An 18037-nucleotide genomic window follows, 5' to 3' on the forward strand; every position below is an offset into this window, starting at 1 on the left:
ATCGCGATGCAAAAAAAAACCTTGACTGTTATTATCCCTTCCCGGTTTCAGCCCAAACAATTATCGTTTCTTGAAAAGGCTGTTCAATCAATAAAAAAACAGACAGCAATAGATAATTATGACTTGACTGTTCTTGTTAGTGTAGATAAAGGAAAGATGCTTGAAAAGAATGCAATTGAACAGCTTAAAGTGAGATGTATTGAAAGCTCAGGGGGTTCTCAGGCATCGGCACTAAATGCAGCAATTGATTTAGTCGATACTCAATTTGCAGCTTTTTTGGAGGATGATGATGAGTGGTATCCAAAATACCTGGAAGCTGCTGCTCAAGCGATATTATTTGCACCATTCGTCTCATCGACACAGCTTGAATATGACGAAAATAATGTATTGCTGAGGATAAATGATTTTCCAACTCCATCAGGCTGGTTTATGAGTTCCGATGTTTTGAAGAGTGTAGGAAAGTTTAATGAGGAATACCGTTTCCATCTTGATAATGAATGGCTTGGAAGGCTTTCGTTGGCGAAGGTTTCTCGAATTCATCTGGTTGAAGCTACCGCTCCTGTCGATGCCCGCTATATTGCTGCGGTAAGGCCATGGCTTGATAATGTATTGAAAAGCTCAAAAGGATCAGTTCGGTTGGCAAGACACTCGGAAGCGTTACCCCTTGTGCGTCGTCTCAGGCACTCTGAGGCAGGAATGGAGAAAATAGCAACATTGCCGGATTACAGGGCCAGATCACAAAGTGAATGTCGCTCTCTGGTTGAGCGTTTCGGCAGGATACCCTGGTGATAATAGTCGATGAGCTCCAGGGGTAATAGTCGAAGTTCGTAGTTCTTGATATGATGGTTTCAGAAGTGGCGGGAATATCATGTACAACGATTTATGCAGGACTGCAGGCTCTCTCTTGTCCTGTGATTGTTCAAGTTCGTTAATATTGTCTGTTGCAAAAGTTTATATAATCAATCAGAAAACAGTATTAATTGAGGTTTTTTTATGCAAAAGCAAATTGTTTTATCAGTTAATCCTGATCGATTAGCACATTTTTTTCGTTTGATCAAACCAGTCACCACTAATCATCCTTTGATCAGAATTGGGGGTGAGTTTGATGGTGGCTACTTGATTCCAGATGATTTGGATAAAATAAAAGTATGCTTCTCGCCAGGAGTATCAACTATCGTAGATTTTGAACTTGATTTGGTGAAAAGAGGGATTACGTGTTTTTTGGCTGATTATTCAGTGGAGGCTCCTCCTGTTCAGAATAAATTGTTTCACTTTGAAAAAAAATATTTAGGGCCATCCGAAACCTCGACTGATATGACTCTTGAAAATTGGGTCAAGAAAAGTGCGCCAAATCAAACAGATTACATTCTGCAAATGGATATCGAAGGAGGGGAGTACGGTGTCATTTTTGATACAAGCAGCGAAATACTTCGAAAATTTCGAATTATGGTAATCGAATTTCATAGCATGTATGCCTTGATTGATAAATTTGGATGGGAATTAATTAATCTGGCGTTCACTAAGATATTAAAAGATTTTAAGATTGTTCATATTCATCCGAATAATTGTTGTAGATCTATTGTCTATAATAAATTTGAAATTCCTCCGGTTGTAGAGTTTACTTTTTTAAGAAAAGACAGAATAACGGAGATGGAGCCATCATTATTCTTTCCTCATCCATCAGACAGGAAAAATGTTCCTGAAAATAATGATTTGTTGTTGCCGTCTTGTTGGTATAAATAATAGATTAATCAATAAGAGTTAATAGATCAGGCCGAAACTGCCCTGAATTGATGAAGTGGTTGTTTTTAATAATGGTATATTGCTTGAAAAAAATGCAATATCTACTGGACGAAATCATTATTGCGATGTTCCAGACCTATCAGTTACATTCGGAGCTGTAATATCTTTAGTACAGATCACAATACAGGTAACATGCACTATATCAATGATTATTAATCTTGTTGTTGTTGGGCTTATAGTCGGTATAACATTGCAGCATTGTAATTGATTTATAATTCCGAATTCAGTTAAGCTTTCAATAACCAGTTGTTCTGTAATGTGGAGTTGGTTTAGACGTATTCCTTGGCGTATGGTATTGTTTTCTTCGTTATCAATTTTTGTGAAGCGCTCATGCAATTTTATTCTCAACTTGGCCAGGACCGGTTTCTTTTTGAGCAATTTTTCTTTGGAAAGCGCAATGGAATCTTGCGCTTTCGATGGTGCAAACTCCGTATGTCATGAATTTGAATCTTGATGATCGACTGGCCATGGATGCGGTGGAGGTGATGGAGAGTGCGCTTGATAGCGGAAGCGATCTGGTGGGCGGTGACTGGAAGATTTGTTACAGCCAGGAGGAGACAGACGCAGTCGCTTCTTCATTCCCGGCCAGCGAACTGCCATTCATTCCTGCATGGCCACCAGCGGGTGATCTCACTCGATTGGGCAGCGGTACAGGCTCGCGCGGTACGCTTGGGCCAGCTTGTATGTGGCGTACCCATCTACACAAGACTCTTGCCAGGTATCCATATCAGTTTGGCGATGGCACCTTGATACGCGTGATTGGCGATGCAGTGTGGTGGCGTTTGCTTGTACAGAACAAAAAGAAAATGCAACGGGTTGCGAGCATCATTGGCAACTACAATAGTCATCAGCATGATCAAGCTGAGTTTCGTAATTCAGCCCAATCAGAGGAGCAGAGGCTGAAGTTAATCGGAGTACGATTATTGTAAGAGACGAGTTGTCTGATTGACCCGGCATTACGCTCGAAATAGCCGATGACACTTGTCTGGCGGGTGGGAAATTTTTCAAGGAATGTTGCAGATTACGGGTAGTGTTGGTTATGTACTGAAGACGGAGTCTGTGTTTTGCAATTCTGGAAATGTGTTGCAGTATTTGATGCGCTATGGGGAGGCTGTACCCGGTTAGAACAAGGCAATAGCTCTCAAGCTGGATTATGAGTTTTTTCTGAAATGTGCCTGAATATAAACATGCTGATGTGCGACTGGAGAGATTTCGAGTATCAGCTCTCTCCATTTTTTCAGAAACAAGAGTGATCTGAAAAGGTTGCAGTGCCTTTTTCTTTTCTCTCCATAAGTGATTCACTGCTCATGCCGAACAAGGTGGCCGTGATCTCTGTTGGGGAAATTGAATTTTAACACCATTCCGGAAAAACCGGGCAATATGCGTCGTAAACTGGAGCTGAACCGGCTGGCAATGCCCTTGTTTGACACCCTGTTATTTACCCGGAATCTGGAAGAACTCTATAGGATGATGTATGAACGATATCAGAATGAGTTGCAAGCCTGAGCATCTTGTTGTCAAGCGGGAAGTGTCAAAAGAGGATACCGCTTTTGTGTTGCGTTCAGCGTTCTTGCTGCATCAACAGGGCCGTTTGGAGGAGGCTGAGGCTCTTTATCGTGAGATCGTGCAATCAGATCCGGAACATTTTGAGGCGTTGCGGCTTTTGGCGATCATTGCTGTGCAAAAAAAGCGGTTCGAAGACTCTCTTGTGTTGTTTGATCATGCCCTCAAAATCAATCCCCGCCATGCAGCTACACTCAACAATCAGGGTGTGGTCTACGAGGAGTTGCATCGTTTTGATGAAGCATTATGCAGTTATGAGCATGCGCTTGCCGTGAAACCCGATTATGCCGAGGCCTCCTTGAATCGTGGTGTGATGTTACAGGAGCTTGGGCGGTTTGACGAGGCTGTGTTGAGTTACGATCATGCGCTGACCAATGATGCGGACAATGCCCGTATCTGGTTTCATCGCGGTAATGTTCTTCAGGACTTGAAACGTTACGGGGAGGCTGTTTTCAGTTTTGAAAAAGCTCTTGCCATCAATCCGGATTATGCAATAGCGTATGCAAATCTTGGTAATGTGTTACAGGATCTGAAGCGCTATGAAGAGGCTGTGCTGAGTTATGACAGGGCGATTGCCGTCAATCCGGACTCTGTAAGGGCTTACGTTAACCGGGGCATAGCGTTACAGGAGCTGAAACGTTACGAAGAGGCTGTTTTCAGTTTTGAAAAAGCCTGTGCTATCAATCCTGACTATGCAATAGCGTATGCAAATCTTGGTAATGTGTTGCAGTATTTGAAGCGCTACGGGGAGGCTGTACTCAGTTATGACAAGGCGATAGCTCTCAAACCGGACTATGCAGAGGCACACTCCGATCGCGGCGTTGCATTACAGGGACTGCAACTCTATGAAGAGGCGTTGTTGAGTTATGACAGAGCTCTGCTTGTCAGGCCGGACTATGCGGAGGCTTGCTATAATCGTGGTGTGGTGTTACAGAAGTTGAAGCGGCACGTAGAGGCATTGGCGAGTTATGAGCAGGCTTTGGCTCTCAAGCCGGATTATGATTTTTTGTCTGGAATGTGCCTGAATATAAAAATGCAGATGTGTGACTGGAGAGATTTCGAGTGTCAGCTCTCTCGACTTTTTCAGAAAATAGAGCGCTCTGAAAAGGTTGCAGTGCCATTTTCTTTTCTCTCCATAAGTGATTCGTTGCTCTTGCAGAAAAAGGTGGCTATGATCTCTGTTGGGGAAAGCTGTTTTTCTCCCCAGGTGCCCTCAGCAATTTCCAAACGTTCTCGGCATGAAAAAATCCGTATTGGATACTATTCGGCGGATTTTCATGATCATGCTACGGCATATTTGATGGCAGAGTTGTTTGAACGGCATGATCGATCTCAGTTTGAGCTTTTTGCCTTTTCTTTCGGGCCTGACAGGCAAGATAAAATGAGAAAAAGGGTTGCCGCTGCTTTTGATCATTTTTTTGATGTGCGGACTCGATCTGATGCAGAGATTGTCCTCTTCTCAAGGGATTTGGAAATTGATATTGCCATTGATCTCAAAGGCTTTACACAAGGTTTTCGGAGAGGGATTTTTGCCCTGCGGGCAGCGCCGATACAGGTCAGCTATCTGGGTTACCCTGGCACCATGGGGGTCGGGTATATTGATTATCTGATTGCGGACAGTATGCTGATACCGGAAGGCTCCCGAAAGTACTATACAGAAAAAATCGTCTATCTGCCCGACAGTTATCAGGTCAACGATACAAAGCGCGTCATTGCGGAGAAACTCTTTACCCGCAAAGAGTGCGGTTTGCCCGAGCAAGGATTCGTGTTTGCATGTTTTAACAATAACAATAAAATTACCCCGGCAACTTTTGATGGCTGGATGCGTATTCTTGGACAGGTAGAGGGGAGTGTGCTTTGGCTTCTTGAGGATAATGTGGCAGCAGCGGATAATTTGCGGAATGAAGCGATGCAGAGGGGTGTTGATGCCGCCAGGCTTGTATTTGCAAAACGGATGCCGCTTGCTGAACATCTCGCAAGGCAGCGGTTGGGGGATCTGTTCCTTGACACCTTCCCTTGCAATGCTCACACGACGGCAAGCGATGCCTTGTGGGCAGGTTTGCCACTCTTGACGCTGCTTGGTGAATCGTTTGCTGGCAGGGTGGCGGCAAGTTTGCTGAACGCGATGCAGTTGCCGGAGCTCATAACGTCCAAGCAGGAGGAGTATGAGGCTCTTGCGATTGAACTTGCTTCCAATCCGGCAAAACTGGGCAATATCCGCCGTAAACTGGAGCAGAATCGGCTTGCAACACCGCTGTTTGATACCAAGCGTTTTACCCGGCATATAGAACAAGCTTATTGTATGATGTACGAACGCTATCAGCAGGAGCTACCGCCCGATCACCTGTTTTCGCTGCCATCAGCGCAAGGCAGTACAGGAACCATATCGCAGTTACAGCAAGAGTATGCATGCTGTCCCTTATGTGGATGCAAGAACTCCTTGTATGGCCGTGCAGACTGCAGCCGTCACACTCTGTGGCATGAACCGCTTCCTCGTATATTGGAGTGGATGCGTTGTCCAGGTTGTCACCATGTTTATACCCGCCACTTCTGGACTCAGGCTGGTATTGATGAACTTTTTCGGAATGCTCAACAAAACCAGCTTGCAGGTTTCGGCGCCAGTCAGGACGCAAAGCGAGCGAACTGGGTACCAGTCGTGGACAGGGTGCTCAATCTGCTTGGAGGATATCGTAGTATCATGGATAATGGTTCCCATCCAACATGGGTAGACGTTGGATGTGGTGATGGTGCGCTTGTTATGACTGCGGGTGATTTTGGCTTTACCGCATTGGGGCTTGACGCTCGCAGTGAGGCGGTACGCCGTATTATTGAGCTTGGTTTCAAGGCGGAGGAGGGGGATTTCATGCAATGTACTTTTGAACGTAAGCTCGATGTGCTTTCGATGATGGATGTGCTTGAACATATGCCCTATCCAGGGCTTGCTCTGGGCAAGGCGGCAGAGCTTGTCAGGCCGGGTGGTGTTCTTGTTATCAGTCTGCCTGATCTCTCGTGTTCAAGCTGGAGGATGATGGATGCGGCTAAATGCAATCCATATTGGATGGAGATTGAACATTATCATAATTTCAGTCGAGAGAGGTTGATCGCTTTGCTTGGTGAAAGAGGATTTGACGTTGCTGATTTTGGGATTCCAAACCGTTACAAGGCACAGATGGAGCTTTATGCTGTTCGGAAATGAGTTGTTGGTTGAGTGATGCGTTGAGTCGCTCGCTTCAGTCGGTTGTGAGCACCTTCTATCCAATCTGTGTTTTTCCGAACCGCTTCAGATTAAAGGTGTTATAGGCTATATAACGAAGAGGTCGTATTTTAATTGTTTATTTTGCGAAAAAATACCTATATCTTCCCCAGTCAATGTTTTTTTTCTTCGTTGGTGTAAGAATATCTGCTGCGTTCAGGATATATACATTGACGGATAATACTGTTTTTTTATTATACGGGTATTTTAGCATTTTTCCACATCTATGGGAAAAGTGATTATGATGATTACTCCTTTTACTGTAATGAGTTCCAAATATAATGGTGTGATGGTACAGGGAGCTGTGGTGGGGGGAATGACGAATTGGTCGGGGGGCGATCTCTTGCGGACAGGTGAAAAAAGGAGGGGCTTTCGTCATGAGACTGAAAAAAAGGATGGTCGAGTTCAGTGCGGGAGTGCACATTCTGGAGAAGACGGAGTGTATGCCATTATGAAGCTTTTTGCATTTATCATATTACTGACTTTGCTGCTTACTGGCGCCTGGCTTGTGGCTGCAAGTGCATCATCTCAGGCTGTGGTGATGGTTGGTCGTGACAGCTTTGGAGACGGAGGTGTTGCCACTATTGCAAAGCCCGGTCAGCAACCGGGTAATCGTGTTACGGTGCAGCATGGTCTGATTGCTGCTGAAGAAGATCTCCCCGGATTCTTCAGTTGGGCGGAAGCACGGGTGTCCTGTGATAGTTTGACTCTTCATGGTTACGATGATTGGTATTTGCCTGACAAGGATGAACTGAACAGGCTGTTTTTCAGCAAGGGGGCTGTTGGTGGCTTTTTGGATACGTTGTACTGGAATTCGACATCGAGTGATGCGCAAGAGGCCTGGTCGCAGGACTTTTTTGGCGGCACTCAGAATTCTGTCAAAAAGAGCGCCACTTTGCGTGTTCGTCCTGTACGGAAGTTTTAGGAAGGTGGTGATGCATAATCTGCGTGAAGTTTGGTTAGGTCGGGAGCTCTTTTTTTTACTTGACCGGTGTCAATAAAAATAACTGTCGGGTGGAGTTTTCCGGGTGAAAACTGTAAAAAAACAAAAGTAAATTTATAAAAAGCCTCTTTTGTTATATATTGCGTGTATAGATTGAGTGTGATGTTATATGAAGTGTATCAGTATGTTTGCTTTTTTGTCTCTCCCTTTGGCAGTGCTGACGGTTGATCATCATGATGTAGTATGTTTTTTTGTTTAATTATTGATAACTATTCAGGTCATGGAACATTTTTTTGGAAAATTCGGTATCAGACTTTTTACGGCTTTATTGCTGTGGGGTCTGGGTGTTTTGGCTGTTTCCGAGGTGTCGTTTGCAGCACCCAAGGTTGGGGATGAGTATGGTGGGGGGAAGGTTGTTTATATCCTTCAGCCGGGTGATCCGGGTTATGTTGCGGGCGAAGAGCATGGTATGGTTGCGGCCAAGGAGGATTTACCTCAGGAGTCGCTAAGCTGGGCTGAGGCCAAGGCTGCGGCGGAGCGGCTTGAGTTGAGTGGTTATAAGGGCTGGAGTTTGCCGACACAGCAGGAGCTGAGCCTGTTATATAAAAATCAGGCGATTGTTGGTGGGTTCAGGGATTATAGCTACTACTGGAGCGGATCCGAGGTTGACAATCAGAAAGCGTGGGCTCTGGATTTTTATAATGGAGAGAAGGTTCTTTCTGTAAAGTCAGGTGCTTTGACTGGCATAAGGCGTATACGGGCAATACGGAAGTTCTAAGGGTCTGCTTTGTGCCATAGCAGGTGGCATGTGGAGAAAAGTTCTGTTGTTTTTAACAGTGAGGGGGCAGGCTTGTTGTACAGGCCTGCCTTTTTGCGTTTATGCTATAGTAAATATCCGTTGGGGTTGCGGGCGATGTGTGATGGTTGTAGAGAGTCGGATACTGAAATAATTCCCTTGAAAAAAGATACAGAATTGTTTTTTTTTCATTGTATGCCGTATACTGAGTACTATCTCTTTTCAAGTTTTTTATTGAGCGTATTGCCATGCTGAGTTCGAGGGAAACGTTATTGCTTGTTATTGATGTGCAGGGGCGGCTGGCACAGTCTGTTGTTCAGCCGGCAGCCCTTGAAACCAATATCAGCAAGTTGGTCAGGGCTTGTCTGATTCTTGATGTTCCGGTTCTCGTGACCGAACAGTATCCAAAAGGGTTGGGCTCAACTGTTGATACTCTGAAGGAGCTGTTACCAGGAATGGTGCCTGTTGAAAAGCTCTCATTCAGTTGTTGCGGAACCCCTGAGTTTATGAAGCAACTCCGATCTTTTAACCGAAACGATATTCTTGTTGTCGGTATGGAGGCCCATGTTTGTGTTTACCAGACAGCGGTTGATCTTGTTGAGTTTGGGTATAATGTCCATCTGGTGACCGATGCTGTTTCGTCCAGAACGGAAGCAAACCGGCTTCTCGGGATTCGCTGTATTGAAAAAGCCGGAGCATCATTGACCAGCACGGAAATGGCGGTCTTTGAATTGCTGCGTGTGGCCGAGGGTGAGCGCTTCAAGGCAATTTCAAAAATCATCAAAGAGTAGGGGCAACCTCTTGTGGTTGCCCCTATGGTTGCACACCACAAACCAATCCATAATTTATTTCATCGCCACAGCTTTTCGAAGCATCGACTGCAGGATCTCTTTCCCTTCGAAGATATCGGTTTTGATTTTCAGATAGTAACAGGGCCGCGCGGTGATAATGCGGATAAGTTCGGGATGTCCCAGCATTCGGAAGTAGTCTTTTTCTGTTGTGATCAGGCTAAGTCCTTTGGATTCGGCTTCACGGAATATCTCCGTCAGCTTTTTTGCGCTGTAAGGTTCGTGATCGTAGAAAAAACGGTGCGCAGCAATGGTTACTCCCTCTTTTCCCAGACTATCGAGAAAGCTTTGGGGAGAGGAGATACCTGCGAAGGCGAGTGCGCTGATGCTGGTCAGAGGAGGGGCCTCTTCTGAGGAGATAAATGCGCCGGAAAAACAGACCAGTTCTGCAATGGCAACGCGCGCTTTTATGAGTGGCGTCCCTCTCTCTTTTATTTTTCGCACTATTGCATCAGCTTTTTCCGGATCATCGATTTTGTTCAGTACAATCAGGTCAGCTCTTGAAAGGTTTTTAAGCGGTTCCCTCATGCGTCCTTCGGGCAGCATTCTTGCCTTCAGAAAAGGTTCTGATACGTTTATGATGGCAATATTGAGCTCTCTCTGGATTTGGCGGTGCTGGAATGCGTCGTCAAGGATGATAACGGAGGGCATTCTTGCTGCAAAGTGTTTTACAAGATACTTTACGGCCTCTTTTCTTTTTTTTGCAACAATGACAATGGCATCGGGGTTGTTCCAGGCGAGCATTGCGGTTTCATCGCCGGACTCGCTGCTGCTGAGCAGGACTTTTTGTCCGTCTGAGACCAGTTGTACGCCTTTTGATTCTCTCCGATACCCTCGGGAGATGATGGCCGGTTTGCAGCCGATGGAGAGATAGTACTTGACAACCCAATCGACAAGCGGAGTTTTTCCTGTACCGCCGACAGAGAGGTTCCCTATTGAAACTATGGGCACGGGTGATTTCCAGGCAGGCAGAAGCTGTCGGTCAAAGAGTGTATTGCGGAGCTGCACAATAACCCGGTAGCCAAGGGCTGCGGGTCTGAGCAGTATGGAGAGTGGGTTATGCATGGTGAAGCTGGATTGCAAGTTGCTTTGTATACGATTCTATCTCTGCTTCGTTTTCGAATGCAGGCAGATGGATAAGGTGGAGTTGGACGGACGTTTCACTGAAAGGTTTCGGAATTTCAAACTGATCCCAGCTTTTGAGTGTCCAGCTTTTTTTATGACGGATTTCGGCAAAAACCAGTGGATAGTGGTTTTCGGAGGCCAGGCGCAATGTGCCGTATTTGAACTGATTGGCAGGTCCGCGTGGTCCGTCGGGGGTAAGGGCGACAATATTGCCGTTTTGCAGGGCTTTTTGCATGGCCTGTTTGACTGCGGCACCCCCTTTTGAGCTTGAACCCCGTATGAGCGAGAAACCGAGTCGTTCAAGTGTATCGGCAAGAGTTTTACCGTCTTCGGACATGCTTACCACAGCAGTTATTTTTTTTTCGGGAAAGAGTCTTTGGGCAAGAAGCCAGCCTGTGATCATTTTACCATGCCAGAAGGTGATGATGACCTCTTTGTCGGGAAGCTGTATTATTTTTGGTATGACCGATATCCGCAGGCTTGCATAAAGAAGTTTCAGTGCAAAGGGAATGAGATGGCGGGAAATCAGCGGGGAGAGCGGCATAGGTGTTGAAAATAAATGGCATACAGGGAACTTGAGCGGACAGGAAAAATTTATTTTATTCTTTATTTTATTCCCGGTGGATTATATACTGGCTATGGTTCCAAAGGGGGGAGTAATTTAACAAACTGTGCAGACAATGCACAGGCTCAAATAGGGCAAATGCCTGTACAGAGATTATGAATGTTTTGATTATAGGAAGTGGCGCTCGTGAACATGCCATGTGCCAATGTGCTGTGGAGAGTGAGGGTGTTCAGAGAGTTTTTGTGGCGCCAGGAAACGGTGGTACCGCTATGATGGGCGGACCTGTTTGTAATGTGCCACTGAAAGTGACTGCGCTTGATGATCTGCTTCGATTTGCGGAGGAGAATGCCATTGACTTGACTGTTGTTGGTTCGGAGGCTCCGCTTGAACTTGGTATTGTGGATCTCTTTCGCCGTGCGGGTAAAAAAATAGTCGGCCCTGCACAGGAGGCAGCCTCTCTTGAGTCGAGCAAGGTGTTTGCCAAGGAGTTCATGCGGCGACACGGGATTCCTACGGCAGGGTACCATGTATTTCATGATGCGCTTTCCGCCAATGCTTATATCGGATTGCCGGAGACCTTGTTTCCGCAGGTGATCAAGGCAAGTGGATTATGTGCCGGAAAAGGGGTTTTCATCGCGCTTGACAGGGAGCAGGCCATGATGGCAAATAATGCGTTGTTTGAAGAGCGTATTTTTGGCGATGCAGCCAATGAGGTGGTTATCGAGGATTTTTTGCAGGGAGAGGAGGCGAGTGTTTTTGCTTTGACGGATGGTACCCGCTACCGTTTATTTCTGCCTGCACAGGATCATAAGCGTATCGGCGATGGCGATACCGGCAAGAATACGGGTGGTATGGGCGCTTATGCTCCTGCGCCGCTGGTGACTTCTGAAGTGATGCAGAAGGTTGAAGAGCGGATTATCCAGCCAACCTTGAAGGGTATGAGGGATGATGGGTATCCGTATACCGGCTTTTTGTATGTCGGTCTCATGATTGATCGGGGTGAACCCTTTGTTGTCGAGTATAATGCACGTATGGGCGATCCGGAGACACAGGTGGTACTTCCCCTGCTGAAAAGCGATTTTATTGCAGCTCTTCAGGCGAGTGTTGATGGTACACTCGGAGAGGTGCCTTTTGAAATGTATCAGAAATCGGCGGCAACAGTTGTCATTGCCTCTGCTGGCTATCCTGACCATTATGAAACCGGCAAGGCTGTTGCTCTGGCAGATGAGCTTTCCGCCATGAAGGATTGTCAGGTGTTTCATGCTGGAACGGCTTACGAGGGTGGGCGACTTGTCACTGCGGGTGGAAGGGTATTTTCGGTGACAGCGCTCGGGGATACGCTCAGGGAGAGTATTGATCGGGCCTACAGTGCGGTTGAAAAGATCAGTTTTGAAGGGGCTTATTATCGTACAGATATTGGAGCCAAGGCTCTTTAATTTTCAGTCAATAGTTTTGCCATGAAGCTACCCAGGCGTCAATTCGAGATTATCCAGGAGCAGGCGTTTCGGGAGTTGCCTTATGAGTGTTGCGGGCTCCTGGTCGGCATTCAAAACAGTGATCACAGGGGAAATGTAGAGAATATTGTCTATGAAGTTGCCCCCTGCAGGAACTGCCTCTATTTTGGTAAAGAGCAGGGTTTTGAGATTGCCCACCAGGAGTATCTTGATGTTGAGCGTGAGGCCAGAATGCTTGGATATGAAATTATCGGCTCTTACCATTCCCATATCAATTCTCCGGCCCTTCCGTCATTGCATGATGTTGATTTTGCACGTCCCGGCCATACGCTGCTTATTATTTCACTGATGAATGCGCAACCAAAGGAGGTTACAGCATGGCTGCGGCGGGGGTCGGGAGGGGTTCATCAGGAACAGATTCGTGTGCTGGAATAGTGTCTCCTGGCTTTGGGGCAGAAAAACTCTTCAATTATTTTGTACATTACCTTTTTTTTAAGCTCAGTCAAGTATTAAACCCCGAAAAAACGTGCCAAAGCGGGAAGATATAAAGTCGATATTAGTGATTGGTGCCGGTCCTATTGTGATCGGCCAGGCTTGTGAATTTGATTATTCCGGCACCCAGGCGTGCCGCGCCCTTAAGGAGGACGGGTATCGGGTTGTGCTGGTTAACAGCAATCCGGCAACCATTATGACTGACATAGAGTTTGCTGATGCTACCTATATTGAGCCGATTACGCCGGAATATGTTCAGAAAATTATCGAACGCGAAAAACCCGATGCGCTTCTGCCGACGATGGGTGGCCAGACGGCTTTGAACATTGCGGTCAGTTTGGCCGAATCCGGTATTCTTGAACGTAACGGAGTTGAACTGATTGGCGCGAAGCTTCGTGCAATCAGAAAAGCTGAAAATCGTGAGTTTTTCAGTGATGCCATGAAAAAAATTGGCCTGGAGATGGCCAAAGGTTTTTTTGTCCGGAATGAAAAAGAGGCAAAAGAGGCGCTTGAGGAGATTGGTCTGCCGATTGTTATCCGTCCCTCGTTTACACTTGGTGGTACCGGCGGTGGTTTTGCCGAGACAAAAGCAGACTATTATGATGCCATACGCAGGGGCCTTACTGAAAGTCCTATCAGTGAAGTGCTTGTTGAGGAGTGCCTGATTGGCTGGAAAGAGTATGAGCTTGAGGTTATCCGTGATCTGGCAGATAATGTGATTATTGTCTGTTCTATTGAGAATGTTGATCCGATGGGAGTGCATACGGGCGATAGTATTACGGTTGCTCCGGCCCAGACGCTTACGGATCGCCAGTATCAGGAGCTGAGGGACGCTTCGGTTCGTATAATTCGTGAAATAGGTGTCGAGACTGGCGGCAGCAATATCCAGTTTGCAATTAATCCTCTCAATGGCCGTATTGTGGTTATTGAGATGAATCCTCGTGTTTCGCGCAGCTCTGCTCTGGCCTCGAAGGCGACCGGATTTCCGATTGCAAAAGTAGCGGCCAAACTTGCTGTTGGATACACGCTTGATGAGATCCTCAATGATATCACCAGAACGACTCCCGCGAGTTTTGAACCGGCAATTGATTACTGTGTTGTCAAGATTCCCCGCTGGGATTTTGAAAAGTTCAAAAATGTTGACGCCCGTCTTGGTGTACAGATGAAGTCGGTCGGTGAGGTCATGGCTTTTGGACGAAACTTCAGGGAAGCGTTGCAGAAGTCGCTTCGCGGCCTTGAAATCGGCCGGGCAGGGCTTGGTTCTGATGGAAAGGATGTCATGAATGTCCTTGCCATGACTCCGCAACAGAAGAAGTTTGCCAGGGAGGATATTCTTGAGAAAATCAGGATACCGAAAGCTGACCGGATGTTTTATCTGCGTTATGCATTCCAGGCTGGCGCTACTGTTGACGAGGTTCATCAGTCAACAGGTATAGATCCCTGGTTCCTCGATAACATTCTCCAGATCGTTGAGCTTGAAGAGAAGCTCAGGGAACTGGCCGCAGCAGTCTGAGCGGGGGTTATGAGCTATCTGAGCAGGATACTGGAGGAGAAAGAGCGGGAGGTAGGGGAACTTGCCAGTGAGCATCCCGCCCGTCGTTACGCTGAGTTGCAGGGCTCTCTGGCGCCCACCCGTGATTTTACCGGCGCACTCCGGCGCACCGGCAGGGGGTTGCGGCTGATTGCCGAGATTAAAAAAGCCTCTCCTTCGAGAGGTCTTATTGTTCCTGATTTTGATCCGGTCAACATTGCACGCCGCTATGGAGAGCTTGGCGCTGCGGCCTATTCTGTGCTGACTGACCGCACTTTTTTTCAGGGTTCAATCGACTATCTTCAGATGGTGAGCCGCTCATTTCAGTTGCCTGTGCTGCGCAAGGATTTCATTATCGATGAGTCCCAGATTTTTCAGTCCCGTCTGACAGGAGCCGATGCCATTCTGCTTATCGTGGCTGCGCTTGATTCCTGTCAGCTTGGCGATTACCTGCAGTTGGCGGCCTCTGTTGGCCTGCATGTGCTTGTGGAGGTGCATGACCGCAAGGAGCTTGACAGGGCGATTGAAAAGGGCGCACCGATCATCGGTGTCAATAATCGGGATCTGAAAGACTTTTCCCTCAAACTTGAGACATCGCTCTCGCTTCGTCCCTTTATTCCTTCTGATGTTCTTGCTGTTTCCGAAAGTGGTTTGAAAAGCTCCGCTGATATCGCTCTTATCGAGCAGGCATCGTTTGATGCCGTGCTGATAGGAGAGGGACTGTATACCAGCCCCGAGCTTGGCAGGATTACCTGGTCATAGCCCTGAATTTTGCCGCCGTTTGTGCTGGATTGGCCGCTTTGAAGAATGCCGTGCCAGCAATCAGCGCATCGGCTCCAGCCGAAACAACTTCCTGCCCGTTTTCTTCCGTTATGCCGCCATCAATGGCAATGACCATTCCCGGATTCACTTTCAGACGCATCTCATGGAGTTGGCGGATTTTGCCAATTGAGGAGGGAATAAACTTCTGTCCTCCGAACCCGGGATTGACCGACATGAGAAGGACAAGATCAAGATCTGGCAGGATGGATTCAAGTGTCGATAACGAGGTTCCTGGATTGATGGAGACGCCAGCCTTTGCACCGAGGCTTTTGATGAGCTGAATCGTGCGGTGGAGATGCGGGCATGCTTCCTGGTGAACGGTTATCTGGTGGGAGCCAGCCTTGATGAACTCTTCAATGAAGCGATCCGGGTCGACTATCATCAGATGGGTGTCGATAATCATGGGTGTGCATGATGCAATAGCCTGAACGATGAGTGGGCCGAAGGTGATGTTGGGGACAAAGTTGCCGTCCATAATGTCGCAGTGCATCCAGTCAGCTCCAGCTTTTGTAGCGATATCTATGGAGTGTTCAAGTCGGGTGAAGTCAGCCGACAGAATTGAAGGGGCAAGAAGCGTCGATGGTGCTGGCATGGTTATCCGGTTGGTTATCGTGAAAAAAATAATTCGGTTAAATAATTAAAAAGCTTCACCAATTCCAAAATTGAAGGTGTAGTCACCAATGTTTAATGCAGAGAAGCGCCAAGGCTTTTCCTGCGTTGGATCATGCAGTTTATAGGCGAAATCAAAGCGGAATGGGCCTATAGGGGAGCCGATCCGCAGTCCGATTCCTGCGTCCCAGGCGAAGTCTCTTGCAAGGGATTTAAGGGTGAGGCCATAAACTCCGTTGCGATCCCAGATATTTCCAATATCGGTAAAGAGGGTGATTCCGGATGGTTGATTAAAGAGGGTGAAAAATTTTCGTCGATATTCCATATTGAGTTCAAGCTTGATGTCGGCACCGAAATTGGCAGCCACCTTGCTCACACTGCGGCCTGGTCCAAGTGTATTGAAAAGCCAGCCCCGCATACTGTTTGTTCCTCCAGCATAAAAACGGCGCTCTTCAGGGGTCGTTTCAGCCTTACCATAGGGAGTCATCCATCCTATACGTCCTCTTCCGGCAAGTTGGCTCTGTGGAGAGAAGTTTTTTGCAAGGCTCAGGGCGCTTTCGAGTTTCACATATTGGGAATAGGTTGTACCGAATATCTGGGGATCTTTGTCAGTGAAGCCGCTATAGTTTTTTGTGTCTAAATAGGTATCCATTAACCATGCAAGGCTGCCGGATTCTTCAAGAAGGAGATCCAGGTTGCGGATGGTGCGTTCAGCAGGAGCGCTTTGGCGGTTTGTGAAGTTGTAGCGAAGCCGGAAGGTCTGGTTGACATGGGTTTCAAGAAGGCTGTCAATTCCGGCGTTCACTGCGGCTTCATTGGAGGGGTCAATGCCGATATTATAGGCAAGATCAGTTTCAAAAAGTTGTTTGAATCCTTTGAGGGAATCTTTTTTAACCCATTCAAATTCAAAAAAATCAAAATTCAGGCGCGATGATGGATTCAGGCGGGCGCTGTAGGTTGCGCGGAGCAGTCCGTTTTTGTTTGAGAGCAGTACCGGGAGTTTTGTTGCTGCATATTCAACTGTTGTTGCGTAGAAATTGCCCGGTTTTTTGAGAACGGGCAAGACAAGCGAGCTTTTCAGGCCAAACTCATAAGGAATAACTCTCGCGTATTGGTCTGTGTCAAGGTTTTGCAGGAGTTTATTGTTGTAACCGGCCTGTGTGCCGTATTCTGTGGATGCACGAAACTGTTCAGCCCCACCGAGCAGGTTTTTGTTTTCATAGGCCAGGGAGGTGCCGAAAAAGAGGGCTCCGTATCGGTTATCAACCAATATTTTTGGTTCTATCTGATGCTTGGGTGCCGTTTCAAGGTGAATGGTGGTGTAGAGTTTGTCGGCTTGTACCGAGTCAGGGCTGATGGAGATGGATGAAAAGAGATTGGTTGCTCCAAAATTTTGCAAGGTGCTCTGTTCGAGGCTTTTTCGGGTTATGTCGCCTGGGCGGAATTCAATAGCCGAGGTGATCAGATGTGGGGAGATGTGCTGGTTACCGAGAATGGTTGCGCTGATGTTCTCTTTTGTATAGGTTTTTGTTTTTGGTGTGGTGTCGCTGTTGACCGGGTTGTGTACGATAGCCGTGATGGCTCCATAGTGTAACTGTTTTGGCAAACTGAGCCGAAAAAGGACTCCTGCGCGGGTTCCAACGGTATCAACCTTGATGCGGATACTGTCTTCATGGAAAAAAGAAAAGCCGTACTCTTTGAAAAATGCTATGGTTCGATCACGCTCTTCAATCAGTCTCTCAACGGAGAATACATCGTTGACGTTGAGCCGTTTATTGTGGAGATAATCTGTTTTGAGTTCTGCAGGAATCTTTTCCAGTCCTTCATACGTGATGAAGTCAACTTTTGAGGGATTATTTTCCCGGATACGGATGTTGATATCCAATTTTTTCCCACCGTTTTTCCTGACAATGGTGGTATCCAGATCGGTAAAAAAAAAGCCTTTATAGGTGTAGAGTTTCTTGATGAGGAAGAGGTCTTTTTCAAATTCCTCTTTATTGAATGCTCTTCGGGATCCCCCGAAGAGACCGAGTCCCAGAAAGGATCGGTTTTCGGCGGTTACAATGATCAGGCGAAGTTCCTCCTCACTGATCGATTTATTGCCGCTGAAGTGGATGTTGTTCACATATGGCGATACGGCCACCTGTTTTTTCCCTGTGCTTATCGATCTGCCCTGTGCCGGAAATGCACAGAGCAGAAGAAGGGAGATAAGAGTCAATACTGCTTTTGTCAA

15 protein-coding genes are annotated in these 18037 nt (G+C 46.9%); 11 read left to right on the plus strand and 4 right to left on the minus strand.

The features are described from left to right. Positions 1 to 6 precede the first annotated feature (6 nt). The 7 genes from AC56AD_RS03145 to AC56AD_RS03175 all read left to right on the plus strand — a co-directional run bounded on the left by AC56AD_RS03145 (position 7) and on the right by AC56AD_RS03175 (position 9149). The gene (locus AC56AD_RS03145; RefSeq protein WP_012507432.1) at positions 7 to 789 is read left to right on the plus strand and encodes a glycosyltransferase; all 783 of its coding nucleotides are present in this window, start codon (positions 7 to 9) and stop codon (positions 787 to 789) included. 204 nt (positions 790 to 993) lie between these two features. Beyond that, on the plus strand, positions 994 to 1743 hold the full coding sequence (locus AC56AD_RS03150) for an FkbM family methyltransferase (protein ID WP_012507433.1): 750 nt from the start codon (positions 994 to 996) through the stop codon (positions 1741 to 1743). 497 nt (positions 1744 to 2240) lie between these two features. Continuing rightward, on the plus strand, positions 2241 to 2732 hold the full coding sequence (locus tag AC56AD_RS03155) for a hypothetical protein (RefSeq protein ID WP_049759881.1): 492 nt from the start codon (positions 2241 to 2243) through the stop codon (positions 2730 to 2732). A gap of 545 nt (positions 2733 to 3277) precedes the next feature. Beyond that, positions 3278 to 6562: an O-linked N-acetylglucosamine transferase family protein gene (locus AC56AD_RS03160; RefSeq protein ID WP_012507435.1), complete on the plus strand. Its 3285-nt coding sequence runs from the start codon at positions 3278 to 3280 to the stop codon at positions 6560 to 6562. Between the two features lie 283 nt (positions 6563 to 6845). After that, a complete protein-coding gene (locus AC56AD_RS03165) occupies positions 6846 to 7544 on the plus strand; it encodes an Lcl C-terminal domain-containing protein (RefSeq protein WP_083765304.1) in 699 nt (232 codons plus the stop codon). A 298-nt stretch (positions 7545 to 7842) separates the two neighbouring features. Continuing rightward, positions 7843 to 8340 carry an Lcl domain-containing protein gene (locus tag AC56AD_RS03170; protein ID WP_012507437.1) on the plus strand — a complete coding sequence of 166 codons (498 nt, stop codon included), beginning with the start codon at positions 7843 to 7845 and terminating at the stop codon, positions 8338 to 8340. A 266-nt stretch (positions 8341 to 8606) separates the two neighbouring features. Continuing rightward, entirely contained in the window at positions 8607 to 9149 is a 543-nt protein-coding gene (locus tag AC56AD_RS03175; RefSeq protein ID WP_012507438.1) for a hydrolase, read from the plus strand. A gap of 54 nt (positions 9150 to 9203) precedes the next feature. On the opposite strand, the gene lpxK is transcribed toward AC56AD_RS03175, so the two are convergent. Then, positions 9204 to 10271, minus strand: a complete 1068-nt coding sequence (lpxK, locus tag AC56AD_RS03180; RefSeq protein WP_012507439.1) for a tetraacyldisaccharide 4'-kinase — start codon at positions 10269 to 10271, stop codon at positions 9204 to 9206. Next, positions 10264 to 10875: a DUF374 domain-containing protein gene (locus AC56AD_RS03185; RefSeq protein WP_012507440.1), complete on the minus strand. Its 612-nt coding sequence runs from the start codon at positions 10873 to 10875 to the stop codon at positions 10264 to 10266. Before AC56AD_RS03185 ends, lpxK begins: the two co-directional genes overlap by 8 nt. A gap of 176 nt (positions 10876 to 11051) precedes the next feature. On the opposite strand from AC56AD_RS03185, the gene purD reads away from it, so the two are divergent. The 4 genes from purD (at position 11052) to trpC (ending at position 15135) form a co-directional block, all read left to right on the plus strand. After that, entirely contained in the window at positions 11052 to 12332 is a 1281-nt protein-coding gene (gene purD, locus AC56AD_RS03190) for a phosphoribosylamine--glycine ligase (protein ID WP_012507441.1), read from the plus strand. 21 nt (positions 12333 to 12353) lie between these two features. Further along, positions 12354 to 12785, plus strand: a complete 432-nt coding sequence (locus tag AC56AD_RS03195; protein ID WP_012507442.1) for a M67 family metallopeptidase — start codon at positions 12354 to 12356, stop codon at positions 12783 to 12785. Positions 12786 to 12876: 91 nt separating this feature from the next. Next, on the plus strand, positions 12877 to 14355 hold the full coding sequence (gene carB / locus AC56AD_RS03200; RefSeq protein WP_012507443.1) for a carbamoyl-phosphate synthase large subunit: 1479 nt from the start codon (positions 12877 to 12879) through the stop codon (positions 14353 to 14355). Between the two features lie 9 nt (positions 14356 to 14364). Continuing rightward, a complete protein-coding gene (gene trpC, locus AC56AD_RS03205) occupies positions 14365 to 15135 on the plus strand; it encodes an indole-3-glycerol phosphate synthase TrpC (RefSeq protein WP_012507444.1) in 771 nt (256 codons plus the stop codon). Here the strand turns inward: trpC and rpe are convergent. Continuing rightward, positions 15122 to 15787: a ribulose-phosphate 3-epimerase gene (gene rpe / locus AC56AD_RS03210; protein WP_012507445.1), complete on the minus strand. Its 666-nt coding sequence runs from the start codon at positions 15785 to 15787 to the stop codon at positions 15122 to 15124. The genes trpC and rpe overlap by 14 nt on opposite strands. A gap of 45 nt (positions 15788 to 15832) precedes the next feature. Beyond that, on the minus strand, positions 15833 to 18037 hold the full coding sequence (locus tag AC56AD_RS03215; RefSeq protein WP_012507446.1) for a BamA/TamA family outer membrane protein: 2205 nt from the start codon (positions 18035 to 18037) through the stop codon (positions 15833 to 15835).

The sequence above is a fragment of the Pelodictyon clathratiforme genome, assembly GCF_982375515.1.